This is a genomic window from Chryseobacterium herbae (assembly GCF_025154075.1).
Taxonomy (GTDB): domain Bacteria; phylum Bacteroidota; class Bacteroidia; order Flavobacteriales; family Weeksellaceae; genus Chryseobacterium; species Chryseobacterium herbae.
In genome coordinates this window covers 754,046-778,176 of the sequence record NZ_JAOAMU010000002.1, presented here as the reverse complement: position 1 = coordinate 778,176, position 24,131 = coordinate 754,046, and the positions used below count along the sequence as shown (strand labels likewise).

At 35.4% G+C, this 24,131-nt stretch carries 21 protein-coding genes; 7 read left to right on the top strand and 14 right to left on the bottom strand.

What is annotated here, in order from left to right; translation table 11 throughout:
* Positions 1–283: 283 nt before the first annotated feature.
* The 9 genes from N0B48_RS09480 to N0B48_RS09440 all read right to left on the bottom strand — a co-directional run bounded on the left by N0B48_RS09480 (position 284) and on the right by N0B48_RS09440 (position 11,008).
* Complete coding sequence (locus N0B48_RS09480; RefSeq protein ID WP_259838518.1) at positions 284–976, bottom strand: hypothetical protein; 693 nt, start codon at positions 974–976, stop codon at positions 284–286.
* Between the two features lie 183 nt (positions 977–1,159).
* On the bottom strand, positions 1,160–1,774 hold the full coding sequence (locus tag N0B48_RS09475) for a hypothetical protein (RefSeq protein ID WP_259838517.1): 615 nt from the start codon (positions 1,772–1,774) through the stop codon (positions 1,160–1,162).
* Between the two features lie 28 nt (positions 1,775–1,802).
* On the bottom strand, positions 1,803–1,952 hold the full coding sequence (locus N0B48_RS09470) for a hypothetical protein (protein ID WP_259838516.1): 150 nt from the start codon (positions 1,950–1,952) through the stop codon (positions 1,803–1,805).
* 393 nt (positions 1,953–2,345) lie between these two features.
* Entirely contained in the window at positions 2,346–2,978 is a 633-nt protein-coding gene (locus tag N0B48_RS09465; protein WP_259838515.1) for a hypothetical protein, read from the bottom strand.
* 65 nt (positions 2,979–3,043) lie between these two features.
* Positions 3,044–4,576 carry a toxin-antitoxin system YwqK family antitoxin gene (locus tag N0B48_RS09460; protein ID WP_259838513.1) on the bottom strand — a complete coding sequence of 511 codons (1,533 nt, stop codon included), beginning with the start codon at positions 4,574–4,576 and terminating at the stop codon, positions 3,044–3,046.
* A 421-nt stretch (positions 4,577–4,997) separates the two neighbouring features.
* Positions 4,998–5,516: a DUF2911 domain-containing protein gene (locus tag N0B48_RS09455; protein ID WP_259838512.1), complete on the bottom strand. Its 519-nt coding sequence runs from the start codon at positions 5,514–5,516 to the stop codon at positions 4,998–5,000.
* Positions 5,517–5,535: 19 nt separating this feature from the next.
* The gene (locus N0B48_RS09450) at positions 5,536–7,227 is read right to left on the bottom strand and encodes a sodium:solute symporter family protein (protein WP_259838510.1); all 1,692 of its coding nucleotides are present in this window, start codon (positions 7,225–7,227) and stop codon (positions 5,536–5,538) included.
* Between the two features lie 100 nt (positions 7,228–7,327).
* Complete coding sequence (locus N0B48_RS09445) at positions 7,328–9,832, bottom strand: PIG-L family deacetylase (protein ID WP_259838508.1); 2,505 nt, start codon at positions 9,830–9,832, stop codon at positions 7,328–7,330.
* Positions 9,833–10,336: 504 nt separating this feature from the next.
* Complete coding sequence (locus N0B48_RS09440) at positions 10,337–11,008, bottom strand: hypothetical protein (RefSeq protein WP_259838506.1); 672 nt, start codon at positions 11,006–11,008, stop codon at positions 10,337–10,339.
* A gap of 454 nt (positions 11,009–11,462) precedes the next feature.
* Here N0B48_RS09440 and N0B48_RS09435 point away from each other — a divergent pair, with 454 nt between their 5' ends.
* Positions 11,463–11,669, top strand: coding sequence for a hypothetical protein (locus tag N0B48_RS09435; protein ID WP_259838505.1), 207 nt, complete (start codon positions 11,463–11,465; stop codon positions 11,667–11,669).
* Between the two features lie 186 nt (positions 11,670–11,855).
* On the opposite strand, the gene N0B48_RS09430 is transcribed toward N0B48_RS09435, so the two are convergent.
* Entirely contained in the window at positions 11,856–12,974 is a 1,119-nt protein-coding gene (locus tag N0B48_RS09430) for a serine hydrolase domain-containing protein (RefSeq protein ID WP_259838504.1), read from the bottom strand.
* Between the two features lie 372 nt (positions 12,975–13,346).
* Here N0B48_RS09430 and N0B48_RS09425 point away from each other — a divergent pair, with 372 nt between their 5' ends.
* The 5 genes from N0B48_RS09425 (at position 13,347) to N0B48_RS09405 (ending at position 20,173) form a co-directional block, all read left to right on the top strand.
* Positions 13,347–14,471: a helix-turn-helix domain-containing protein gene (locus N0B48_RS09425; protein ID WP_259838503.1), complete on the top strand. Its 1,125-nt coding sequence runs from the start codon at positions 13,347–13,349 to the stop codon at positions 14,469–14,471.
* 155 nt (positions 14,472–14,626) lie between these two features.
* On the top strand, positions 14,627–15,706 hold the full coding sequence (locus tag N0B48_RS09420; protein WP_259838502.1) for a serine hydrolase domain-containing protein: 1,080 nt from the start codon (positions 14,627–14,629) through the stop codon (positions 15,704–15,706).
* Positions 15,707–15,785: 79 nt separating this feature from the next.
* Positions 15,786–16,922, top strand: coding sequence for a helix-turn-helix domain-containing protein (locus N0B48_RS09415; RefSeq protein ID WP_259838500.1), 1,137 nt, complete (start codon positions 15,786–15,788; stop codon positions 16,920–16,922).
* 89 nt (positions 16,923–17,011) lie between these two features.
* A complete protein-coding gene (locus N0B48_RS09410; RefSeq protein ID WP_259838499.1) occupies positions 17,012–17,557 on the top strand; it encodes a DUF3575 domain-containing protein in 546 nt (181 codons plus the stop codon).
* Between the two features lie 213 nt (positions 17,558–17,770).
* Positions 17,771–20,173, top strand: coding sequence for a hypothetical protein (locus N0B48_RS09405; protein WP_259838498.1), 2,403 nt, complete (start codon positions 17,771–17,773; stop codon positions 20,171–20,173).
* A 300-nt stretch (positions 20,174–20,473) separates the two neighbouring features.
* On the opposite strand, the gene N0B48_RS09400 is transcribed toward N0B48_RS09405, so the two are convergent.
* On the bottom strand, positions 20,474–21,184 hold the full coding sequence (locus N0B48_RS09400; RefSeq protein ID WP_259838497.1) for an ATP-binding protein: 711 nt from the start codon (positions 21,182–21,184) through the stop codon (positions 20,474–20,476).
* A 379-nt stretch (positions 21,185–21,563) separates the two neighbouring features.
* Here N0B48_RS09400 and N0B48_RS09395 point away from each other — a divergent pair, with 379 nt between their 5' ends.
* Complete coding sequence (locus N0B48_RS09395; protein ID WP_259838496.1) at positions 21,564–22,244, top strand: hypothetical protein; 681 nt, start codon at positions 21,564–21,566, stop codon at positions 22,242–22,244.
* A 102-nt stretch (positions 22,245–22,346) separates the two neighbouring features.
* Here N0B48_RS09395 and N0B48_RS09390 read toward each other — a convergent pair whose 3' ends face one another.
* From N0B48_RS09390 to N0B48_RS09380, 3 genes are all read right to left on the bottom strand, one after another.
* Positions 22,347–23,012 carry a hypothetical protein gene (locus tag N0B48_RS09390; RefSeq protein ID WP_259838494.1) on the bottom strand — a complete coding sequence of 222 codons (666 nt, stop codon included), beginning with the start codon at positions 23,010–23,012 and terminating at the stop codon, positions 22,347–22,349.
* Positions 23,013–23,034: 22 nt separating this feature from the next.
* Positions 23,035–23,442 (bottom strand): hypothetical protein, encoded by a 408-nt coding sequence (locus N0B48_RS09385; protein ID WP_259838493.1) that lies wholly within the window; start codon positions 23,440–23,442, stop codon positions 23,035–23,037.
* 148 nt (positions 23,443–23,590) lie between these two features.
* Complete coding sequence (locus tag N0B48_RS09380) at positions 23,591–24,001, bottom strand: 5-fold beta-flower protein (RefSeq protein ID WP_259838491.1); 411 nt, start codon at positions 23,999–24,001, stop codon at positions 23,591–23,593.
* Positions 24,002–24,131 lie beyond the last annotated feature (130 nt).

Here is a 24,131-nt window from a genome sequence, read left to right as displayed (position 1 = left end):
TTTTAAAACTTTCAATATCATCAATTAATTCTTCCTGATGCTTTTCAATGAAATTATAAAATCGCTTTAAGTTTTCTATTCCTTTGGGAGCGTTATAGAATAATCCCGAATCATTACCCGGAGTATGGGTATTGTAATTATTCCCTCCAATGATTGCTCCGTCAATTAATAAGGGTTGTAAAAAAATTGGAATTTCATATCCCCATTCTATCATCATTGTGTCATCGGCCGAAGATTCTCCTGGTTCACTGATATTATATAAATAAACTCTATGTGACATATTTTAATGATTAGTTGGGTTTCTCGAGTTGATGATTAGATCAATCTTTATGTCATAACCATCAGCTAAATAAGGAAGTAAACTATAATTCTCAAAATTATCGGTTAAGGTATAGGGAACAAGTACCCCATGTTCTACAATCTGTTTTACCGAATAGGTAAGTCCCAACCAGTTTTCAATATCAGTAATCTTATTTTTAGGAATTGAGGTATTCTTATCCTTTTCAGATAATTCTTCATAGTAATATCTTGACTTAAATAAGCTTGGGTATTTCTTTTTTAAATCTGCGGTTAAAATAAATGGAGGTGCTCCATTGGCGTACAGGTCTTCTCTCAATATTCCGGTTACAATGGTACGTCCTATATTATTTTTCATGTATTCGTATTCTGCAGCGGGCGGCAAATCATTATCTGCCGATAAGTCCCTGCTGGTGTACAATTTATCTATCGGAGCAATCCTCACAAAGTCTCCCTTTATCCGAATAACTTTGAATAAGGAATAATTCATTTTGTACCATTGGCTTCCCCCATCTACCCGTAATTCTTTCGAAAAAATAATGCTTCCTACCTTCAGCTTATGTTCGGGAGTAACGATGGTTTTGCGCCATACATACTGATTATATTGTTTTTTTAAGACGAAGAACAAACCAATAAGGACTAATAAACTAGTGAGAATAACTGTTTTTTTGTATTTCATGTTTCTTCTTGTTAAATCAATAATAATTATTCCCTACTCTCTTTTCCTGCAAAAGGATTGATATAAAATGAAACCTGCAGCCTGCTTTCTATTTTCTGAACAAAATAATTGGCAGACTTAAAATTTACTTTTTATAGATTCGTTAAAATAAGGCAGATAGATTTTATTTTTTTCATCCGTTTTTCATTTTGCTTCTGAAGCAGTAGCGACTTCTGAAAGGTCTGTAGGTCGGTACATATAATTTACCGGCGTACTATTTCCTTCTTCAGAATAGAATCCCGGTTCTCCTATACCCTTTATGATTCCGTCTTTTATACTTTTAAAATCAATCCTCCTTTCCGCAAGACCACCCCCTCTATTAAATGAATATTTATATTCAAGAATACCACCATTATTGATAAAAATAGCATAGCATGCATTCCAACCACCCTGTCGTTCTTCTATAGTAAAGGGCACAATAGCATCATCCAAATGATCATCATTCAAATCACCAATCAGAATTGGATTTTCCCAATCAAAAATAGTCACGTCTAGCTTATCCTGGTAATTAAAATTCAATTCTTTACTGAACTTGGCCGTTTTTATAGCTTTATTAAAAGCAACCAATACTACCTTATAATCAATAAAAGGCACTTCCTTATTTTCTAAAAGAGTATCCTTCCGGTTTTTTATAATAATGCGATTGGTATGAACAGTATCGGTGATTTTCTTATTTTGCTGACTTGTCTTTTCATTGGGGCTGCAGCTTAAAATAGTTGCAACCAATAGTAATGAAAAGTATCTTTTGTTTAAATGCATATGATAAAGGTTTAATAAAACGTCCTATTCAGTACCCTATTTTATAATTATTTTTTTTTTGATCTTCCTGATCCAATTCTCCCTGAACTTCCACTGAGGCTTTGGCAAGGGGAGATTTTAAGCATCCCATTTTTTCGCCTTCATCCCAGGTTTCAAAAGCTTTTTCTTTTAATCCCAATAGATAACTTCTTAATACCGTGTATCCTTCAAGTTCTCCAAGCTCTATTATTCTCTCAGATAATAGATTAATTCAGAATGAGGTTTTAATTTTTTTGAAGGAATTTTTCCAGGATCGCTCAGAAGGTCCGGTGTATTTTTCATCATCTTCAACCCAAAAAGGTTCATGCAGGCTTTGGCTAAGCCTTTTAACACAGTTTTTCACCATTTGTAAAATATTATATTTTGTATTTTTTGATGGCAGTAAAAAGCACAAAGAACTGTTTTAATTTGCGGTTTCGGCTTGACAAAAATCAAGAGCTTATCATCTGTGTATTTCTTAGTTTCAATGGTATTTTTATTCTAAAGAAGAAACATGAAGTTTTAGTTATCTTAATACATTAAATACCTTTAATCAATAGTCAATACAGTACCAATTGATGCCATCGCTTTGTATTGTAATTCTGTCTGCCGGGCCTTTAGTGCCGTTGAAATCATTTCCAAGTCTATAAACTATGGTAGAAGAATAAACTACTCCATCATCATCCTTTGCATAAATAACAGGACGACTTAAGCTTAAACCATAATCTGTAAATACTGAAAAATCGGCATTATATTCTCCATGACTATTCCCCCCTCCATTTAAAGAATTGATCTTATAAATACGACCCTTACATGTCACAGGATCTGGTATAGTAAAAGTCACATGGCTTGCAGCATCTTTTGATATTCCTGTAAAAATAACTGTGTAATCTCTGTCAGTAAAAGTATAGTCACTATTTGTCGTTACTATAGACATAGATAATGATCCATTGACCTGCAAATTACTATTGGGTGTTGTAGTACCAATTCCCACTGCACCAGTGGAAGATACAAGAAAATCATTAGCCTGTTGAGTTATAGTGGGATTCCCTGAAAAAGAATTGTCTCTGCCTCCATCTACATGAAATACTCCCTGTGGATTGGCTGTATGGACACCCACCTGTCCAAAGATGATTGTAGCTGATAATAACATAAGGCCAGTTAATTGTATTTTGATATTTTTCATTTTGAATATACTATGTTCTGTTATGCTCCTATTAAAAGGATACATTGAAATTATAAATTACTGTTTTAAAACTCATACAGCAGATCATTTTCCTGAATGATGGTGTTAAGAAAACTTTCCTCTTCTTGCATGTCTGCACTAATTTTATTATCCAGAACAAGTTTTCCTTCAGAATCATAAATCTTTAATAGTATCCATTTTCCTGTACGTTCAAGTTCTCTTAAACCGGAATCAGATTCATACTTGATTTTCCCACTCTGAAGCACCCCATCTTTTACAACAGCCTTATTACCTGGTTTGCCTTTCACATACTGTAAGATCTGCGTTGTGAAATCTAAACGGTCAGTTTCTTCCAACGTCTGGATATAGGTGTAAATAACAGTTCCTTTTTCATCATATACTGTTGAATCATAGCCCGCTTTCTTTGCGTTAAGTTTTTTATCAGATTTTATTTTTCCACCCTCCCTGAAAGATTTTGAAAGAAGTAAAATACCATCATCATATTGTTGCTCCACGCCCTCATCATAAAAAGTACCTTTATAAGGAACGCCGTCTTTATAGTTTAGGGTACTTTTTAGTTTTCCGTCCGGATGATAATACCTGATCTCCTGTATCATTTCATCTTCCAGTACATTTTCGGAATATAATTTTCCATTTTCATCAAAATATTTGCCTGAGACAACCCGACCATTTTTGTACATTTCAATTGTTGAGAACCCTGAAATATTAGCATTGAACTGGTAATCTTCGCCGTCCTGAGGCTTATAAGAATTAGATTCCTTATCGTAAACGTAGGTCAGATTTCCTATTTTTTTTCCTGTTTCATCATATGTCGTTTTATAGCCATCTTTTTTATTTTTCTTTTCTTCCTGCAATATCTCTCCGTTTTTTGAATAGATTATAGTTTCTTCCACTATTCCATCTCTTCCGTCTCTTCTATATTTCTTAATTTTAGAAACTTTCATTGGATTATAATAATATTCTACCGACACACCTTCAAGAGCATTGTTAGTATATGTTTTTCCAATGTATTTTCCGTTGTCTCCATAAAATTTAATTTCGTATTCTCCCTTATCATTAGTGTTAATCTCTGACCGAATCCCCTTGATATCTTCATCATAAATTATGGTTTTGAACGAACCATTATTTTTATAACTACTAATGTTGTTATAGAAGATTGATATTTCCGGATCTTTATAGCCGTAAGCTTTCCCAATAAAACTACCATCTGCTTTATAGACCAGATCATTGAGTAACCGCCCTTTCTCATCAAATGTCTGAGCGGGCCCTAACTGCTTTCCACCTGAAAATGTTACTGTACTTAATATTTTTCCTTCAGGATTATATGTGATCACCTTACCTTCATAGATCTCACTGCCTGGTGTGGTATCTGAAGCAAGGGCTTCCATACGAAGTTTTCCGTTTTTATAAAAATCTTTGATTAATGTGAGTTTTCCCTTATGCTGTGTTTCCCGATAAAATTCCATTTTGCTTTGAGTGGTTTTCTCCCAGTTTTCATCAAAATAGGTTTTTTCCTGCGCAGCTATGTAAGTACTTATAATCAGAGCGAGAACCGCTGCTGTAAATATTTTTTTCATGCTTTTTTATGGTTCAGACATATGCAAAAGCCATAAATAATAGCTTCTATCATAATTTTATATTTCCGACACATAGAAAGATTCCATCATTGTGTTTTTTGTGCCTGGAAATGACAGAAGCAAAGATCTGTAAAATCATAATTGCATAAAATCCCTGCTTTCAGCTAAATTTCAGCTAATTGGATCTTACTTTTTGGGTTATATTTTACTTGCAGAAATAATTTTAGATAATAATATACTTTAATGTACCCTAATTAATGCTTATGAAATTAGTGTTGCGGTGCTTTTTTATTAAACCTTCGCATGTTTTTGCCTAAAAGAAATGCTGGAATTAAAATTGGTACATTAAAGTATATCGTCACCAAATTTTAAACAAAAAAAAATCCCGCATTAACGGGATTTTAATTTCTCATATTTAAATTTATTTTATCTCTACAGGAACTGAGATTTTATCCCAATCCATTGTGAATCCATTGCTGTTAACTTTATACACTAAAGTTTCCTGTGTTGCTGGTAAAGCTTTTGTTTTTACATCAACCCGTAAAGCATCTTTAGATTCTTCGTATTTATAAGCGCCCCATTGTTTGGGCTCTTTGTTAAAAATCGCAGTCCAGGTTCCGCTTTCTTTAGGGATCAGGAAAAAGCTATATTTACCTGCAGGTAGCGGTTTACCCTGAACGGTAATATTTTTATCCGTTTCGAAAGTTGTTGCTTCATTGGCACCCGCACGCCAAACTTTATTATACGCTTCTAAACCACCCCAGATTGCACGCCCTTTAACAGAAGGACTGCTATAGGCTATGGTAATGGTTGCATCTTTAATTTTCCCTGTAGCAGTAGCCGGAGGGCTGGCAGGTTTTTTAGTATCCTGTGCAAAGGCATTTACTGACATTGTCATTACAGCAAAAAGTACGGTAACAGATTTGATCATTGTTTTCATAATATTTTTGTTTGTTGGTTTACGAATTTACGGCTTTCGGCTTATAAAACAGTAAACCAATTGCAGAAAATATAATGACTGCCGCTGCCCCAATGACATTGAGCCAAAGGAAAGAAACGATATCAAACTTATAAACGGCAATAACCGTAATTTCTGATAAAATTGCAGAAATAAATACATTTGAACCGGTGATTTTTTTATAATAAAAGGCGACCAGAAAAATCCCCAATATCGGGCCGTAGAAGAGAGAACCTAATACATTCACCGCTTCAATCAGAGAACCCATCTGAGTTGCAAACATGGCTACGCCGATTGAGAAAATCCCCCAGGCCAACGTATGCAGGCGACTGTATTTCAATTCGGTGGCATCATCAGGAATTTCTTTTTTAAATATCAAATGAACATCTTTTAATGAGCAAGCGGCAAGGGAATTCAGCGCTGCGGAAATTGAACCCCAGCTGGCCAGAAAAATAACGGCAAACAGTAAACCGATCATTCCTACAGGCAAGGTATTTTTTACGAAATACAGGAAAATGTAATTGGTATCTGTTTTCTCCGCATTATAGTTTGAATGATTGATCGCTTCTTCTACCCTGCCGTGAAGATCTTTTACCTGAGTTTGTGTATTTTTAAAATCCTGAATTGTTTTTTTGAGTTGGGGAGAATGAGTTTCTTTCAACTTTAGAATTTCTTTCGATTCTGCATTAAATTTTATTTGTAAATCCTGATGTTCTTTTTCAAAAACCGCAGCCTGTTCAGGTTGTGTTTCCTTTAAATGTTGATAAGACCGTTCGTTAAAATAAATCGGAGCCGGTTTGAGAGAAAAGAATGCGAAAAGTAAAGCACCAATCAGCAGAATAGAAAACTGCATCGGAATTTTAACCAATCCGTTCAACAGCAAGCCCATTTTTGCATTGGTATCATCTTTCGCCGTAATATACCTTCCGACCTGACTCTGGTCAGTACCGAAGTAAGAAAGGGCCAGAAAAAAACCACCAATCAATCCACTCCAAATATTGTATTTATCTTTCCAATCGAATTCTGTGGTGATGACATTGAGCTTTCCGGATTTCCCCGCCAGATAAAGCGCATCCTTAAAACCAATTCCGTTCGGCATATTTTGAATAAGCAAATAACCTGCAAAAGCCATGGTTCCCAGAATAATGAGAAACTGTAATTTTTGGGTGTGAGCGATCGCTTTTGCTCCGCCAACATAGGTATAAATCAACAGAATGCCACCTGTTAAAACATTGGTTAAATAAATATTCCAGTTTAAAACACTTGATAAGATGATACTCGGAGCGTAAATGCTGATTCCTGTTGATAAGCCTCTGGAAAATAGAAAAAGCAGTGAAGTGAGTACCCTTGTTTTTTTATCAAAACGGTTTTCTAAATACTCATAAGCGGTGTAAACATTTAAACGCTGAAAAATAGGAATGAAAGTGATACAGATCACAATCATCGCCAAAGGCAAACCAAAGTAATACTGAACGAAACGCATCCCGTCTGTATAAGCCTGACCCGGTGCTGAAAGAAAAGTAATGGCACTTGCCTGCGTAGCCATAATCCCTATCAACACAATGTACCAGGGCATTTTATTATCTGCTTTCAGGTAGGATTCGTTGCTTTTTTGGCCACGACCAATCAATACGCCGTAAACAACCACTGCAACAAGTGTAAAAATAAGAACGGTCCAATCTATAGTACTCATGCCCAGAATTTAGTAAACAAATAATAAAATGCGATCTGCAATACTAATGCAACTGCCAATAGTATGTACCAGGTATTCCAATTTTTAAGTGGTTTATTCATTAGTTTTTCTGTGCAGATAAAAAGTTTAAAAATAATCGTGCTGCCCCAACATTTCCCGCAGGCAGCTGTCTGAAAAATGCCAATGGTGTATAAATAAAATTCCCCTTTCCGTACCTGGCATATAAAGTTGATCCTTGCAAAGGTTCTTCATCGGTATCATGCATTTCAAAAAGTGGTTCATATGCTGCATCCCATTGAGCAGGGAAATAAGCACCACGTTCCTGTACCCACCCTTTAAAATCATCCGCAGTAATTTTGTTTGGAAAGTTCAGTAATTTATGATTGGGACTTAAAAACGTAACCGCAGCATTTTCTTCGGTAACCCGCTTATTGGCAATACTAAAATTGTACATCCCCAATTGGTCAACGGTTGTATCCTGGTTGGTGTTATACTGCATCACCAAATTACCTCCGGCTTTTACATATGACCATAAAAAAGGCATCCAGCGACCCAACTTTTTCTCTGTATTATTGACACGAATACCCAATACGATGGCATCATATTGCGACAGCTTGTTTTGACTACCGTTTCCGCCGATTTCATCTAATTTGCCATAAAAATCTTCGTCTTTCAGGACATCTACCTGAATACCTGCCATGCGTAGGAACTCAGGAATGAAATCCCCCGCTCCTTCTATATAACCCACTTTTTTAACCTTCGCCTGAATATCGCCTTTCATTACGGTTACCGTTGCAGGCGTAAAATATTGTAAGGAGGGTAAATGCGGGTACTGAATTAATAGTTGTTTTTTATTATAAGTGACTCCATCTGCAACAAAATCGGCATCCAATTGTAAGCGAGATGAATGTATTGAGGCAAGCTTCATTTTTGGAATAACGTAATCGATGGTCGTATCTTTTCCATTGAGCAAACTTACATCAGCACCGCCTAATCGTTCTCCGTTGTACATCAGGTTTATTTTACCATTATTGAACTTTTTACTGGAATTGACCTTAACATTTAAACTCAAATGTAAATCTTCATTTTCTTTGACCACATAAAGCGGTTGTGTAAATTTCAGTTCCAATGCAGGAACGATACGCAAGGCTTCAACCACATCACCACGCACCGGGTCTAATTTCTTGAAAGATAAAGGAAGTTTAACCTGAAACTTTTCTGAACCAATTCTTAAACCAAGCAAAACATTCAATGGTGATTCTGCCTCAGGCAAACCGATTAAAGTATCATTTGGAACAGAGAAAGTTGCTGCGTTCGTGGGAGATTTTGCCAACCAGTAAGGCTCTGTGAGTGCTGCATCTGCAGGAATCTGAATGTCATGCTGAATGGTAATTAAAGAATCTTTTGATAGTTTTCTGTTGAAACTTTCCAACTTGCTTAACCATTTTATATTTTCTACAACAACAGGATCTGAAGCTCTTGAAATCAAATTTAATCTGAAATTATAATGATCCCCGGCAACAGCTTCAGCCTGATTGGTAACTGCCTCGCCCATAAACCCGGCACAGCTTAAAATGATATTGTCAAGGGATTTGATTTTATCCTTTTTCAGGTCTGCATCTTGCAGTGCCATGACCTTTTTTCGCAAAGCAAGCAAAGCAGGTAAGCTGAGGTCAGGATTATTGAAATTGAAAGCGGAAATAATTTTATCTAACGATTGGTCAATATCAGCATTTCCTTTTGCAGTCCAGGTTTTAGCTACTCCGTCAAAAAGTGTTGCTTTTGCTGGTTCGCCAACAACATGGGCAAAATATTCAGTTCTGATCCCGGCTACGGACTGTGTTCCCGCCCCCTGACTTTTATGTAAACTTCTACTTAATCCAGCCAATTCACCATAGCCCATTCCCAGTTGCGCATCATATTGCCCAACGGTAACTTTTAGTTGATTTTCAGCGGTCGTATTGACCCCACCAAAACGGAAAGTATTCCACAATACGCGTTTGGGTTGCCATACATTAACATATTTTAGTTGATCCGGGAAAGCCGTTTTATCGTCTGCCAGCTTAAAAGCTTTTTCTGCAACCACAGCCGAAGCCGCATGCTGTCCGTGGCCTGCCGCAGCAGTAGGAGGAAAACGACAAATGATAACATCGGGACGGAATTGACGGATTACCCAAACAACATCCGCTATAATGCTATTTTCATCCCATTGTTTAAAGGTGTCGGTGGTATTTTTAGAGAACCCGAAATCAATCGCCCGGGTAAAAAACTGTTGGGCGCCGTCTAACTTTCTTGCCTCTAAAAGCTCATGCGTTCTGATTAAACCCAATGCAGCACCTTGCTCTGTGCCTAATAAATTCTGACCCCCATCGCCTCTGGTTAAAGACAAATAACCCGTTTCTACATTTTGGTCGTTGATTAACCAGGAGAGTAATCCCGTATTTTCATCATCGGGATGAGCAGCCAAGTATAAAACTTTAGGAATATGTTTAAGGGTTTTGATTTCGCGGTAAATTTCAGATGATTTGGAGGGCCGAATCTGTTGAGCCGAACAAAAAACCGCGTAAAAGCCAAGGATAAATACAATGATTACTTTTTTGAACATTTAGATTTGCTTTGCGGGCAAATATAAGTAAATCGTTTCTTTCAACCTTAAAAGAATTATACTCTGAATTTCACAAAAAAACTGTTTAAAATTTTTTATTAAACCACAAAAGTCACAAAAGATTTTGGACACTTTATTTTAGTGACAAACTAAATGTTGACAATAGCACTTAAGTTTTAAAAAATCAAAGATTTTTATTATTCCCGCAGATGTCGCAGATTGAGCAAATTTTTTACTCATAAGAATTCTGAGATCTTTTGGAAATGATCGGATCAAACCTTATAGGTTTTAGAGCTTATGTATATTAAAACCTATAAGGTTTAGTCCCTAAAATCAGCGTCATCTGCAAAATAAGCGAGAGAAAAACATTCACAAACATCCGTGAAATTTGTGGAATCTGTGGGAAATTCTTTTAATCAAGACTCCAAGGATTGACGAAGGTAAAAGGAACCAAAGGCTTGATAATCATGTATACATTTTTTTAAATAAAATTTAAACAGACTCTTACGTTTTTCTAATGGTATTCCGCGTAAGATAGATATAATTAAACATGCAAAATGTGGCTACCGCCCCAAACGTATGCCATAAAAAGTGTGTTCCGAAACTCAACCATTCCCGTTTATCAATGATCCGGAAAGTGAGTGCGAGCGCAAACGACAATAAAGCAAAGCCTACCCATTTGCCAGCTTTCCATTGGGTATAAATCAAATAACGTAAGACCGAAAAAAGCACAAATGAAGCCATGATTGCGTAATTTACGTTGATAAAGAGAGAAGTGTTACCTCTCAAAATCCAATTTCTCAAGCCCAACATAAGTATCAGATATACGAGAATCATTAAAACAGCATAGTACCATCTGGTGCTCTGAGCTACAAAATAAAATCCGGCAGACAAACAGAGTAACATAATGGGCATCCAATCCATCATGATAAATACCGGCCATTGTCTGAATGTATGGTAAATAGTTCCCCCTATGGCACCAATATATAATAAAACCAGGCAGTAGGTTAAAAAAGGATATTCTTTGAAATTACCCTTCATTTTAATGGTCCAAAAAATAGCTATGGCTAAAAATAAGAGAGCAGTTATTGCATTGAATGGCTCCGGGAAAAACTGAGCCATATCTGTTTCTTTATATAACATGCCTCCGTCCGGAGGTATTTGGTTTATGGGCATTGTCTTTTTTTATATTAATATTTGTAGACATGCGACAGAGTGCATATATACTATTATACTTCTTCTAAATATAGAAAAATTATGGCATTATATACCTGAATGTGCCTGACTGTATTTTATAAAAATGTTAATTCTGCTTCTTATACCAATAAACCAGATGGATTATAAAATATACAGTACTTAATAGGTTATGTTTGAAATTATTTTTTGATTAAACGCAAAGTTCATTAATAATTCCGCTTTATTTTAAGTGGGCAAAGTCATGCGACTTTGTCGCTGATGAAGCGATATGCTTATACATATGCTTCGACGAATGTACGCTGGGGTTTTTTGATTGCGGAAAACCGTAATGCCTGTAATAATTTGTTTAATATATTTGAGCTTAGTAATAATTTTCATGATAGAAATATTGAAAATTAAGTAGTAAAAAGTCTAAAAAATCACCGATAAATTTATGACGCTTAAAGAAATTGAAAAAGCTCAGCTAGAAAATGAAACGCTTTATGAAGATAAGGTCATTAGTAAAAATGAGTATATTGAAAAACAATTTGAACTATTAAAGGAATTAGATGAACTTTTATATAGATTAGAAAATATTCATCTAGAGTTTTTAAAAAATATAAAGAATTGGTTTAGAAAAAAAATCAACAAAATAGAATAAGTTGTGTAGTTATATCTACTATCCTCCACTCTCCGAAATTTTACGACTTCGGAGATTTCCTTTCAAATAATCCTAGTTCTCCAAAGTCTCTCGACTTTAGAGCAAATTTAAAGAAAATGATCTTATTTTACCAGCTCAAAGTCGGGAGACTTTGCGTAGCAGAGCCCTCTGCTGAAAGTATTGATTTTACTCAAGCAAAATACCTATAATTTCCTCATACAATGCCCGTAACTGTTCCTCTTTTATAGCATCGGTAAGCGTTCCCACGTTTGTACACAGGACGACGCTGGTATTTTTGGAAGGAAAATAAAAAGCATAGGCTCCGGCTCCGACACCACTACCTTCGTGGCCGATTGCCTGCAGGCCACCTTTGGTTTTATAAAAATGTAGCCCTAGGCCATATACCGGAGTACCCTGATAAATAACCGCAACCTTCATTTCTTCCAGCGATGCGGATGACAGTACCGTTTTGTCATGGAGCAGCTTGTAGTAAAATCCAGCTATATCCTGAACGGAAGCAACAATACCGTCATCGCCAATGAAGGTAAGCACGGTACCCAACTGCAACTCGCTCATATTGGTAAAACTGCCGTCTATTTCCAGATAATTAGCCGTTGTCCCTTCGGGAGCCGTAGTGCTTGCCGAGCCCGCTATATAATAGGTGTTGGAAAGTCCAATGGCGTTAATTATTTTGTCCGTAATATACTTTCGATGCCCGTTTGGAGTAACGCTATCAATAATAAGAGCCAGCAAGTGATAATTTATATTGCAATAACCAAATGAGGTGCCGGGTGCAAATTTTGCGGGTTGATCGTATATATAGCTCAATACCTGTTCGCTTGTCATAGGCAGTGGCCCTGAAACAACATCGTTTAAAAACTGATCATTATCTAAATAATCAGGAAGGCCTGATGTCATCGTAAGCAGTTGCCTTACCGTAATGATATTTCCGTTTGGCAGATGATTACAAATATCAGGAAGATAGGTGTTTACTTTGGCATCGAGATTAATTTTGCCCTCCTCTTTCAGTTTTAGGACAGCGACTGCGGTAAAGGTTTTTGAGATACTCTGCATATAGTGAAGTGCAGAAGCGGCCATCGGCTTTTCATTAATTACCGCGTCTCCTGCAACCAGGGTATAATTCCCGGAAGCGGTCTTTACACTAAGGCTTAAGCCGGGAAAGTTGGACAGAGCTGTATTAAGTTTTTGCTGTGCCAGCGCTTTTCTATCAGGTGCAGGGTTTGAATCGTCATGGCTGCATGAGGTGATAAAAATAACAACAGCCAGTAATAAAAACTTTTTCATAACATGTAATTTGAATTATTCAAATGCAAAATTCACGTAAGAAAATTGAGAAGAGGTTTCAAAAGCTTAAAAGTGCATAAATTGGTACTTATTTGCTGGTATTTTTATATTCGTTTGGGGTCTGGCCTGCATTTTTTTTAACGGCTTTACAAAAAGTTACTTTTGAATTAAAGCCCTATTCTCATCCTATCGCCCGCTCTCCTAAGTCTCCTGACTTTGCAGCAAGCTTAAAGAAAATGATTTTATTAGTAGCTCAAAGTTGGGAGACTTTGTGCAGCAGAGGACTGTTGATGATGAAATACAATATTTAAAAAATGATGACTAACAATATTTTTGTGTCTCACTTATGTCTTATTTTTACAAAAAGAATACATGGACAAATTAAGTTTTCTGGAAGTTATTGCTGCGATGGCTGTTTTTGTATCGCTGCTGCTTGCCGTATTTTTATTAACGGTAAAAACAGAAAGGAAACTGGAAAACAGATTATTTGCAGCTTTCCTTATCATTAATGCCATTGATATCAGCGGGCTTTTCATGCACCTTTTTGTGGATAGTTATAATCTGAAAGCTTTCAAAATATCTGCTTACTTATTGGTAATGCCTCTTTTCTATCTGTATGTGAATGCCGTCTGTTATTCTGATTTCACCTTAAAAAGAAAGCATTTACTGCATCTTATTCCTTTTATTATTGTTAATTTAATTTTAGTTCCAAAACTTTATCTGGCGGAAGGTGCTGCTAAAGAACAGTTCTTTACAACGATGTGGAACTCTCCTGAAATGTTGGTTTATCAACTCATCGGAGAACTGCAATATTTCTTTTATATCGTTGGCGTATTCCTTGTCCTTAAAAAATACAGGAAGATTTATCTTGAAAACTATACCAATCCCAACACTTTGCTATACAAATGGCTGTCTCAGCTTACCGTGATTTTCTTAGTCATCCATGTATGTATTATTTTAAAAAACATCGTAAGATACACCCAACATAGAGATTTGTTTATTTGGCTGAATATTGTGGCGGGAACCGTATTTTTACTGGCTGCCTGCTGGTTTATCTTAAAGGCATTAAATTATCCTGAGCTTTTCCGAAGAATTGATTCTACCTTGCAGCCGACAAAAGATTTTGCTGAAACGCTGGAAACCGAAAATAAAACCGACGAAACAAAAAGCATTCAGATCGAACAGCTTAAAAATTTCATGGTTGAAAAAGAGCCTTTCTTAGAGCCTTCATTAACGATTCAGGAACTGGCAGATCAAGTGAACATTCCTGTTCGTGAATTGTCTGTATTAATTAACCATCACCTCAATCAGCATTTTTTTGATTTTGTGAATGAGTACCGCGTTAAAAAAGCAATGACCTTGCTGAAAGATCCCACGAAAAAAGAATATACGGTGCTGGAAATCTTATATGAAGTAGGTTTCAATTCAAAATCTTCTTTTCACACCTCTTTTAAAAAATACACAAACCAAACGCCAACAGCATATAGAAACAGCTGATAATTAATAAATTGTAAATACTCAAACTCCGGATTGCAGATAATCGGACTCATTGTATTCATTAAAATGAGTCCTACTTTTTTATACAGACTTTTTTTAGGATTCTCTACAGCATATTTGCATCAGATTATAAGTATCAAATTAAAATTCTGACCATGAAATATGTAACCCTTATTTTATTTTTTGCCTTACTTGGATGTAAAATTGTTCACCCCATCAATACACAAAATGTTGAACATGCGATTACAAAAAATGCGCTTCAGTTATTAAAGGACAAAAGATTTCATTCAGTTTCCATTGCAGTCCTTAAAGATGGAAAATCCACCATAAAACATTTTGGAGAATTAACTATTGGAAAAGGAAACAAGCCTAACGATTCTACCCTTTATGAATTAGCTTCTGTAACCAAAACCTTTACAGGTTATATAGCCGCTAAAGCCGTACTTGATCAAAAACTCAATCTAGAGGATGATATCAGAATCTATCTTGACGAACCTTATCCCAATTTAGCATTTAAAGGTGAACCAATAACAATCAAACATCTCATCACCCATACCAGTGGATTTCCTAATTTCCCAATAAAAAGCGAAAATAAAAAAGCCTTTTTTGAAGGATTAAAACTCATCAAGATTGAAACGAAGCCCGGAGAAGTCTATTCCTATTCAAACACGGCTCCGGAGCTGACCGCCTATATTCTTGAAAAAGTCTATCAAAAATCTTTTGAGGAACTGGTGATTGAATTTATTTTGAAACCCAATACAATGAACCAAACTAAATTTACGCTCAATGAAAATGACAGAACAAGACTGGTAAAAGGCTATAACGATAAAAACGAGTTAATGCCTAACTTCAACAGAACATTATGGGGTGGAATTTCAGGATTGCACTCTACGACTACGGATTTAGTGAAATATATGAAATTGCAACTTGACCAATCCAATCTTATTGTCAACGAATCTCATAGAAAATTACACAAAGAAGGTTCTGATTTTTGGGAAGGTTATCATTGGTACATCATAGAAAATGGTAATCAATTAATGTATAGACATCATGGAGGGATATACGGAATGCAGAATTGGTTTGTGATTTATCCCAAACAGAATATAGGAATATCCATATTAACCAACACCAGCTTTAATGAAACAGGAGAAATTTTAGAGAAAGTAGTTGATAACTTGTATGATGACATCAATTCATTTCAGCTGAGCAGGGACATCAATTTTCCCAATCCTTAAAAAAGTTAATTCTTTTTATCAATTCACATGAAAGAGCTACATTTAGCCACCACAAATTTTTAACCACTTTTATAAAAAATTGATCTATACAACACTTTTAAATATTGCTATTTTTCAGGGAATAGTCTTAGGCGTAGTTATTTTAAAATCTTCCCTATTCAATAGTAATTCAAATAAGTATTTAGCCTACTTACTATTTGCACTTTCCATTGTTTTACTGAATTATGTTTTTGAACTTGAAGGTGCATTTACATCCTATCCTTTGCTGCGTTTTCTGGACTGTATTGAATGGATATTTTTACTGCCCGTCTTCATTTTCCTTTTTATAATAAACCGAATTGATGATACTGTAAGGAACAGGCAAAGAACTTACTTGTACTACATTCCGTTTGTCTATTCCTCTACTTTTGTTATTCTATACCATCTTAATGATATTTTAGGAATTTATAAAATCACAGGTTCAGGCATTTTCATAATCAATATACTTACACTGATTCAGCTTTTATTTGCCTTTATCATCATCCTGTTTCCACCTTTTTACTCTTATTTTATGATAAGGCACTTAAAAGACCCACAAGAGAAAAAATGGGTCATTACCTTATTAACTACGCTCTATTTATTATTATCTACCTGGCTAATTACGTATATGACTGGCTTCTTTTTTGGAATAGACATTTCCTCTACCATGAGTGGGCTGGCTTTATCGGCAACATTTATCATGCACTGGACAGCCTATATAGGCATTTACAAATACAAGCTCGCAAAAAACAAAGAGGCTGTCTACCATTTTCTAAATAATGATCCAACTATTTCGTATCCCCATCTGCAAACTGCAGACAACAGTACACCGCAGGAATATAAGGAATCAATCACAGCGGATAATCTTTATTTTCAAAAACTGGAGCTTCTTTGCAAAGAGCAGCACATTTATACCGACAGTACATTAAACAGAGAAAAAGTCGCTGAAAAACTAGGCATAAGCGCGGGATATGTTTCACAAATTGTAAACACGATAACAGGAGACAACTTTGCTCATTATATCAATCAATATCGGGTGGAAGCTGTGAAGGAAATGATATCAGATCCCGAATATGAAAACTATACTTTGTTGACGATGGGGTTAGAATCCGGGTTCACTTCAAAAACGACTTTTTATAATGCCTTTAAAAAAGTGACCGGTCAGACACCCAATGAATACAAAAATAGCAGCAAATAAGTACCATTTTCTCCATTTTTAAGCTTTTGGAACCCGTCCTAATTTGAATTATTTGAGTTTTGCATTTAAATAATTCAAATTAATTTTTTATGAAAAAAACCTTTTTACTATTCATCATGTTGTTTGCTTTTTATTCTGTTAAGGCTCAAAATGAAAATGGAACTGATGCAAATTCTTATCAGAAAAAAAATGAAATCAGATTAAATTTAATCGCGCCATTAACCGGTGCTGTAGAAGTAAATTTTGAACGACACCTCAATAAAAATTCATCACTGGGAATCTCTGCATTTTTTGTTTATGATAATACAGAAAATGAGGATATGAATTACTTCATCTCCCCCTATTACAGATATTATTTTGGAAAAAAATATGCTTCCGGTTTTTTCGTCGAAGGATTTGGAGCGTTTACGTCCATTGATGGAAAAAAAATATACTCCGCAGACCACCTGACATTCACTGAAAATAAAGATGTTTATGATGTTGCACTGGGCGCTGGTCTGGGCTATAAATTGGTCACAAAGAAAGGATTGGTTTTTGAAGCCAACGCAGGCTACGGAAAACTTTTGTTCAATGCAGACAAAACAGATCATGGCGTGGTTGCAAAGTATGGATTGAGTATTGGCTATCGATTTTAATATCAACTCTGTCTAAAACATAACAAGGTTATTGTTTGCGGTGGATCAGGTACAAAACTGAAGCATGAATAAAATCCTGACGAGAGTTGGGATTTGTTTAATATATTACCCATCTTATTTCTTTGTTTTTTTCTGAAATAAGAAACAAAATATCAATTCTCGAAGCCTTTAAATGATTACATTAGCACTGAATTAAAATGCGCTAAGATTTCTATGAAAAATATATTCTTTGTATTGCTTATTTCAATAGTACAACCTGTACTGGCACAGACTAAATTAGAAAAAGCACTTACCAATCTTGAGAATAATTACAACCAGGAGAAAGTATACTTACTTACGGATAAATCACAATATGCAGCGGGTGATAAACTGTGGTTTAAAAGCTTTGTGTTTGATGGATATAACCGTTCTGCATTGTCTACTACTCTATTTGTTGAGCTCTACAATGCTGATAAAAAATTAATAGACTGGAAAACGATACTTCTGACCAATGGGGAAGGCAGCGGAGATTTTCAACTGAAAGAAGACCTTCCTGAACAAATTTATTTTGTAAGAGCTTATACGCCTTACATGACCAATTTTAACGAAGATTTTCAGATTGTTAAAACCATTCCGGTATACAATCCTAAATCCACTGAGTCACTGGTGATTTCTAAAAGTTCCGACTGGTCTGCAAAAGCCTTTCCGGAAGGCGGGAATTTCATTAACGGAATGCCTTCAAAATTTGCCGTAAGAGTATCAAGTCCTACTTCCCTGCCGGACAACTGGACGGGAAAAGTCATAGATGCACAAAACCCGAATGTTCCAATAACTACATTTAAATCTTTTGACAAAAATGTTGCCTCTTTTAAAATAACTCCTGCTCTAGGAAAAAAATACCAGGCAATCATTCAGGATAATACAGGGAAAAGTCAGACCATAGATCTGCCACCGGTTGCAGACAGCGGTCTCCATTTAGAAGTTTACAGCTCTAAAGAAGGGATTAAATACACCCTAAAAGGCGTCAATTTAAAGCAACAGCTTAAGAATTATAAAGTTGTAGGAACCATCAATAACCACCTGGCTTACAAAGCCAATATCAACAATTTAACCAATGAAGCGACCAGTCTTATTCCTACAAAAATCAGCAATGGAGCTAACTGTATTCTGCAATTAGCCATTTTTGACGATCAGGACAATCTGGTTGCCCAAAGACTTTGTTTTGTAAAACCCGGTCAGTTAAAAATTGAAAAAGCAGAAATTGTAGCTCAGAGCATAAAACAAACCCCAAGATCTTTCAACAGCATTGATCTTTCTCCCGAGTCCTATTTTAAAAATTATACGGTTTTAGTCAGTGAGGATGACGGCACCTCCAGTCCGGAAGAAGAAAATCTTCTGAGCAGACTTTGGTTAACAGGCGATTTTACAACAAAAATAGACAGCCCGGCACAATATTTTTCTAAAACTGCCAATACCGAAGCGTTGGATGCGCTCCTTATTTCTGAAAAGTGGTCAAGATTTGACTGGAATTCCGTACTTAGCGGATCTGCACCAACCATTAAAACCAATTCTCAACAATACCTTTCTTACAAGGTAAAACCTATTAAAAACGGCTCCATGCTGGTCAACGCTACCGTAAGTTTAATGCTGAAATTAGGTAACCGTGAAGCTGCTCTTAATCAATATCAAACGGATCAAAACGGATATGTCTATTTAGATAATCTGAACTATGATGAACCTTTGAATGTTTCATTATTTGTGAATTCAGAAGATAATAAAGACTCTAATACGGATAATTTATTCGTCACCATAGAACCATTAGTCAATCCCGTATCATTTAAAGGCAATTTCCCCGGCACCAAATATACATTGGTAAAAGCCGGTGAACATAAAACCCTTTCTCCAACCATTTCCAGAGCCATTAACACTCAAAAAAACATCAAGAAAACAGATCATAATGATGTACAGATTGAAGAAGTAAAAATAGTAGGAAAAAAGACAGATCCGAAAGAAGACTTAGACAAACAACTGTCCACCGGAATGTTTAGTTCTATGAATTCTACGATATTCGACTTCGTCAATGAAGACCAACATATTGCCGGATCCAGTAATATATTAGACTGGCTCCAGGGAAGAGCTGCCGGTTTAACGTTTCAAAGAAATAATTCAGGGATCAATGTCCCTTATATCCGTGGCCAGCAAGCTAAGCTGTATTTAGATGAAACGCCTACTGATCCTTCAATGATTGCCAACCTTCCGCCAAGCAATATTGCGATGGTAAAAATCCTTAAAGGAGCAGGATTGATAGGTGATGCCGTTCTCATTTATACCATGAAAGGGAATATGAAATCTAAAAGCAATGAAAAAGAAACGCCGAAGAACAACTCAGCGGTCATAAAAGGCTATGATCAACCTTCGGAATTTCCTATCGAAATGCTGGATAATGATGATCCTGCCAAGAAAGTTGACAATGACACCCGCGAAACCCTGTACTGGAATCCTAATTTATTTGACAGCGACTACGTTCCTCCAAGAATTAAATTCTTTAATAATGACAGCGCAAAACAATACAAAGTACTGATCATAAGTTTTGATGAAGATGATAATCTTTTGTATGATCAACAAATCTTTAAGTAGTATGTTTTTTGGATTAAAAAGCCTTTCAGAAACTGAAAGGCTTTTTCGTTTAAAAGTTAGAGAGTACACAATTTTTTTTCTTTAACGCAAAGGTTTTTTAAGACCTTTATGATTTTAAGAGAAGCAAAGAATGGCGGCTTCACCGCCGATTAAGCAGCCGACTGAAACGCTTTCCTCACCGAAAATAACATTCTCACAATATTACATAAACAAAGGTGTAAGTGGCTATAAAGTGTAGCTCCATTTCGTGGGTGAGGTGGTTATATTCGGTGTATTCTTGAGAGGTAATGCTATAATTTATTAGTTGCTATATTGCACACCTCTACCATATCCATAACCATCTGATAATTCAATATGTGTGAAGCCTTTTTCGTGTATCATATCAAAATAGCCCAGTGTTTCAAATTTTCTAAACCATACGTCATTAAAAAGAACATACGTTAATTTTATTTTTTTATTATTCTTTCCAAAAACCTTAACCTTAATATCCAAATTTCTGTCAAGTAATAAATTCCTAAAATCTCCTCCATATTTTAATCGTCCTTCAGATTCTTCTGTGGATTGTTTTTTATCTAAATCAGCAACCTGTTTTCTGCCAATTGCTTTTTCATTTTTCACTAATGAATCTCTAGTTTTTATAACTTTATCTTCAAATTCAGAACCTTTAGTTTTTTTAGCCAACCCAGTAAATCTTATAATTTCAGTATCAATAAAATATTTTTGTGATTTCAATATGTAATAAGCGTTTTTAACTTCCTCGGATAAATTTTTGACAGCGATTTCATGTTGATTTAAAATCTCAATTTCATTTTTAGTTAGTCCCAATCGTTTTATTTCATTCTCTTCTGCAATTTTTTTAACAGAAATTTTATCTAATTCTTCTTTCCTCTCCTTTTCAGCGAATATTTCCTCTTCTGATTTATAAAAAAAATTTATATAAAACGTTGAAATAAATATCATTACTAATCCTAAAATCAATACTGTTTGTCTGGCTTTCTCTGTTGATTTCAAATTTTCAGTTTTGGTCTTTTGGGGAAACTTACTTTGTGTAGATTCTACTATTAAAAAATTTACTAGAAATACAATAAATAAACATATTAGAATTGTTGCAAAAGTTATCATGGTAATAAAATAGTTTTAGTTAATATTGACGGTTGGAGTTTAAAGCTTGATCAATTTTGTGAACTTCAAAATGTAAAGAGTCGCGGATTATTTTTCCCCTATTTGACCAATTTTTTTTCAAATATAAATTAAAGTAATAGGCAGAAATTAAGGAAAACCGTAAAGAGAACTCTATTTGTAATAATTGACATATAGAATTAACAATAAACTGGTCTATTTACCTATATTTGAGCTTCATCAAAAATCATAGAACACCAAACGCTTCCCTATGAACCTAAAATTGAGTTATCTGTTTATTCTATTATATGCCCTTGTCAGCTGTCAGGAAAAATCAATCGTTAATGATCTGACATTTTCTAACTATGTTGGGCATCCTAAAAAGATTACGGAGATGGTCACTTTTGCCAATCAGAATGTGGATAAAAGTATTTCTTATTTTGATAAAGACGGTTTTCTGACAAGAATTGAAAGTCATAATTTAGGCAAAAGCCAATTTCCAGGTAAAAGACTGATTAGTGACGTTATTATCTATGATTCAAAGGATAAAGCTAAACGCCATTTCGAAACCATTAATGCTGAAAACAAAAACGTACAAGCTAAAGGCTATTTTGAGAAAGTTTCCGATTCGTTGTACAGAAGGGTTTCAAATTCTGAGATTACCGTCATGTCTCTCGATAAGTTATTGTATCTGGACAAAAATAACCGCCTTATAAAAACAGAAGAAACCGGACATTTTAATGGAACCCCGATTAAAAATGTCATTATTTACACTTACACCGATGCTATAAAAAGTGAAGTGCTTTTTGAGGATTTAATTAATCACAAAAAGTCCAAGCTTCTCTATAAAAATATAAAGCTAGACTCCCATGGAAATTCTGTTTATGAAGAATTAGTGGATGATCATGGAACGCTACAACAAAAAATACAAAGAGAATTTGAGTATTATTAATCGAATTTCTGCTAATCATGCAGCGGGGTACACTCTTTTTTATTTCGTCCACAAAAATTATACAGTTTCTTTTTTCTGCCAAACCCGTTTTTCTCACACTACTTAATGACAGATACCTTCTAAAAACAACAGATACCTTCCCGGTTGATATTCTCCATAGGAAAACAGATAGATAGCCTCATTTTTCTTTACATAATGAATTTCCAATCCATGTTCAGAGAGATACTTTTCAACAAAGCTATTAACCAGACTGAACTTGCTTTCTTTCATGATGATATTAAAACTTCTCCCCCCTATTTCTTTTTTTAATTCTCGTAATGGATGGTTGTAAAAATCCATCAGTTTGAACGTTTGATTTTCAATTGCAAAAACATGTTTGAGAGCTTTTTCTTCTTCTCCGTCAAATAATTTTCGTCTGATTATTTTGATATTTTCAATCATAGCAGGATATAATGATATGCCCCAAACGATATCTTGCAGCATTTTTGCATACTCTGTATTGGATTCTTCACCGAGAAAATTCCTTACAACCATGATGGCCATTGGATATTTTTGATACGCTTCATCTTCCACATATATTGTATGCTCATCAATAACCGTTTTTTTTATATCCAGCAATTGACGGTAAAAAGAAATGTTCATGGGATCATCGGGGAATTGCTCATATTCTTCTTTGGCCCGCGCTAAAGCTTTTTCAACGATTTCACGATAGTATTTTTTTGTTAACCTGTCTTCTAAATCTATATAAACTAGGGTGTTCTTATCCATTGAAGCTTTGTTTTTGATATGATTATTCAGATTCAGCCACGACTTCCAGCAAGTTAGATATCGCTCCTAAAAAATTAAACGTGATATAAAATTTTTCACCCCTCACAATCCTGAATGAAATTCCTTTGAAAGATAAAATCAGTTCACCGTCTTCTTCTAAAATCTTAGCCGGTAATTCAAACTGCCCGGTTTCATTGGGAGTCAATACATCAGCGCGCACCTGCTCACCGGTATATAGAGGTGAGATAAAAGCTCTTTCATAGGGCTCTGCCTGCTCATGGTTTGCATTAAAAAGCCTTATTCCATTCCTGGCCAATCCACCCGTGTCATTATAACAGTAAAAACTCCTTTCCTTATCGGTATCGTTGGTTATTTCTATATGCAATATAAAACGTGTTTCCTCAAGATGGTAAGAAATATTCAGTTTCATCTTTTTATTATTTATGATCTTTCAACATAGGGTTTAAAGCGGCGATGTAATCATTGATCCGGAACGAGGTGTAATTTCATTGAATAAAAGCCCGGATTTTTGAACTGATCCACTCAATGGGTTCATTTCGTCTTTACAAAGCAGATGATTAATCTAACTTAAAAAAGAAATAAACTACTGCTGCCCACTCTTTTTTAATTCCTCTGGCATAGCCTATAGTACTGCGACTGCTGTTTTCTACCGTTCCATCGTCTTTGATGTAACCAATGGTTGAACGGCTGCTGTTTTCTATGGTTCCGTCTTTTTTAACGTACCCTACCGTAGAACGGCTGCTGTTTTCAATGGTGCCGTCGCTTTTGATATAACCGATGGTCGAGCGGCTTTTATTCTCGATGGTTCCGTCCGACTTGATGTACCCGACGGTGGAACGGCTACTGTTTTCAATGGTTCCGTCGGATTTGATGTAGCCTGTCGTGCTGCGGCTTCCCGATTCGATGGTTTGTGCACTTGCAACGGAAAAGCTGAAGAGAAGGAAACCAATGATTCCTATTTTTTTCATGATTTTTAATTTTTTAACGGTTATTGTTTTTGTTTTTTGATGTCTTAAAAATAGCGATTCGTTTTAAAAAAACAGCGCCACTTACAAATAAGTGACGCTATTTTTTATAGATCCTGCTTCCGCACTACCA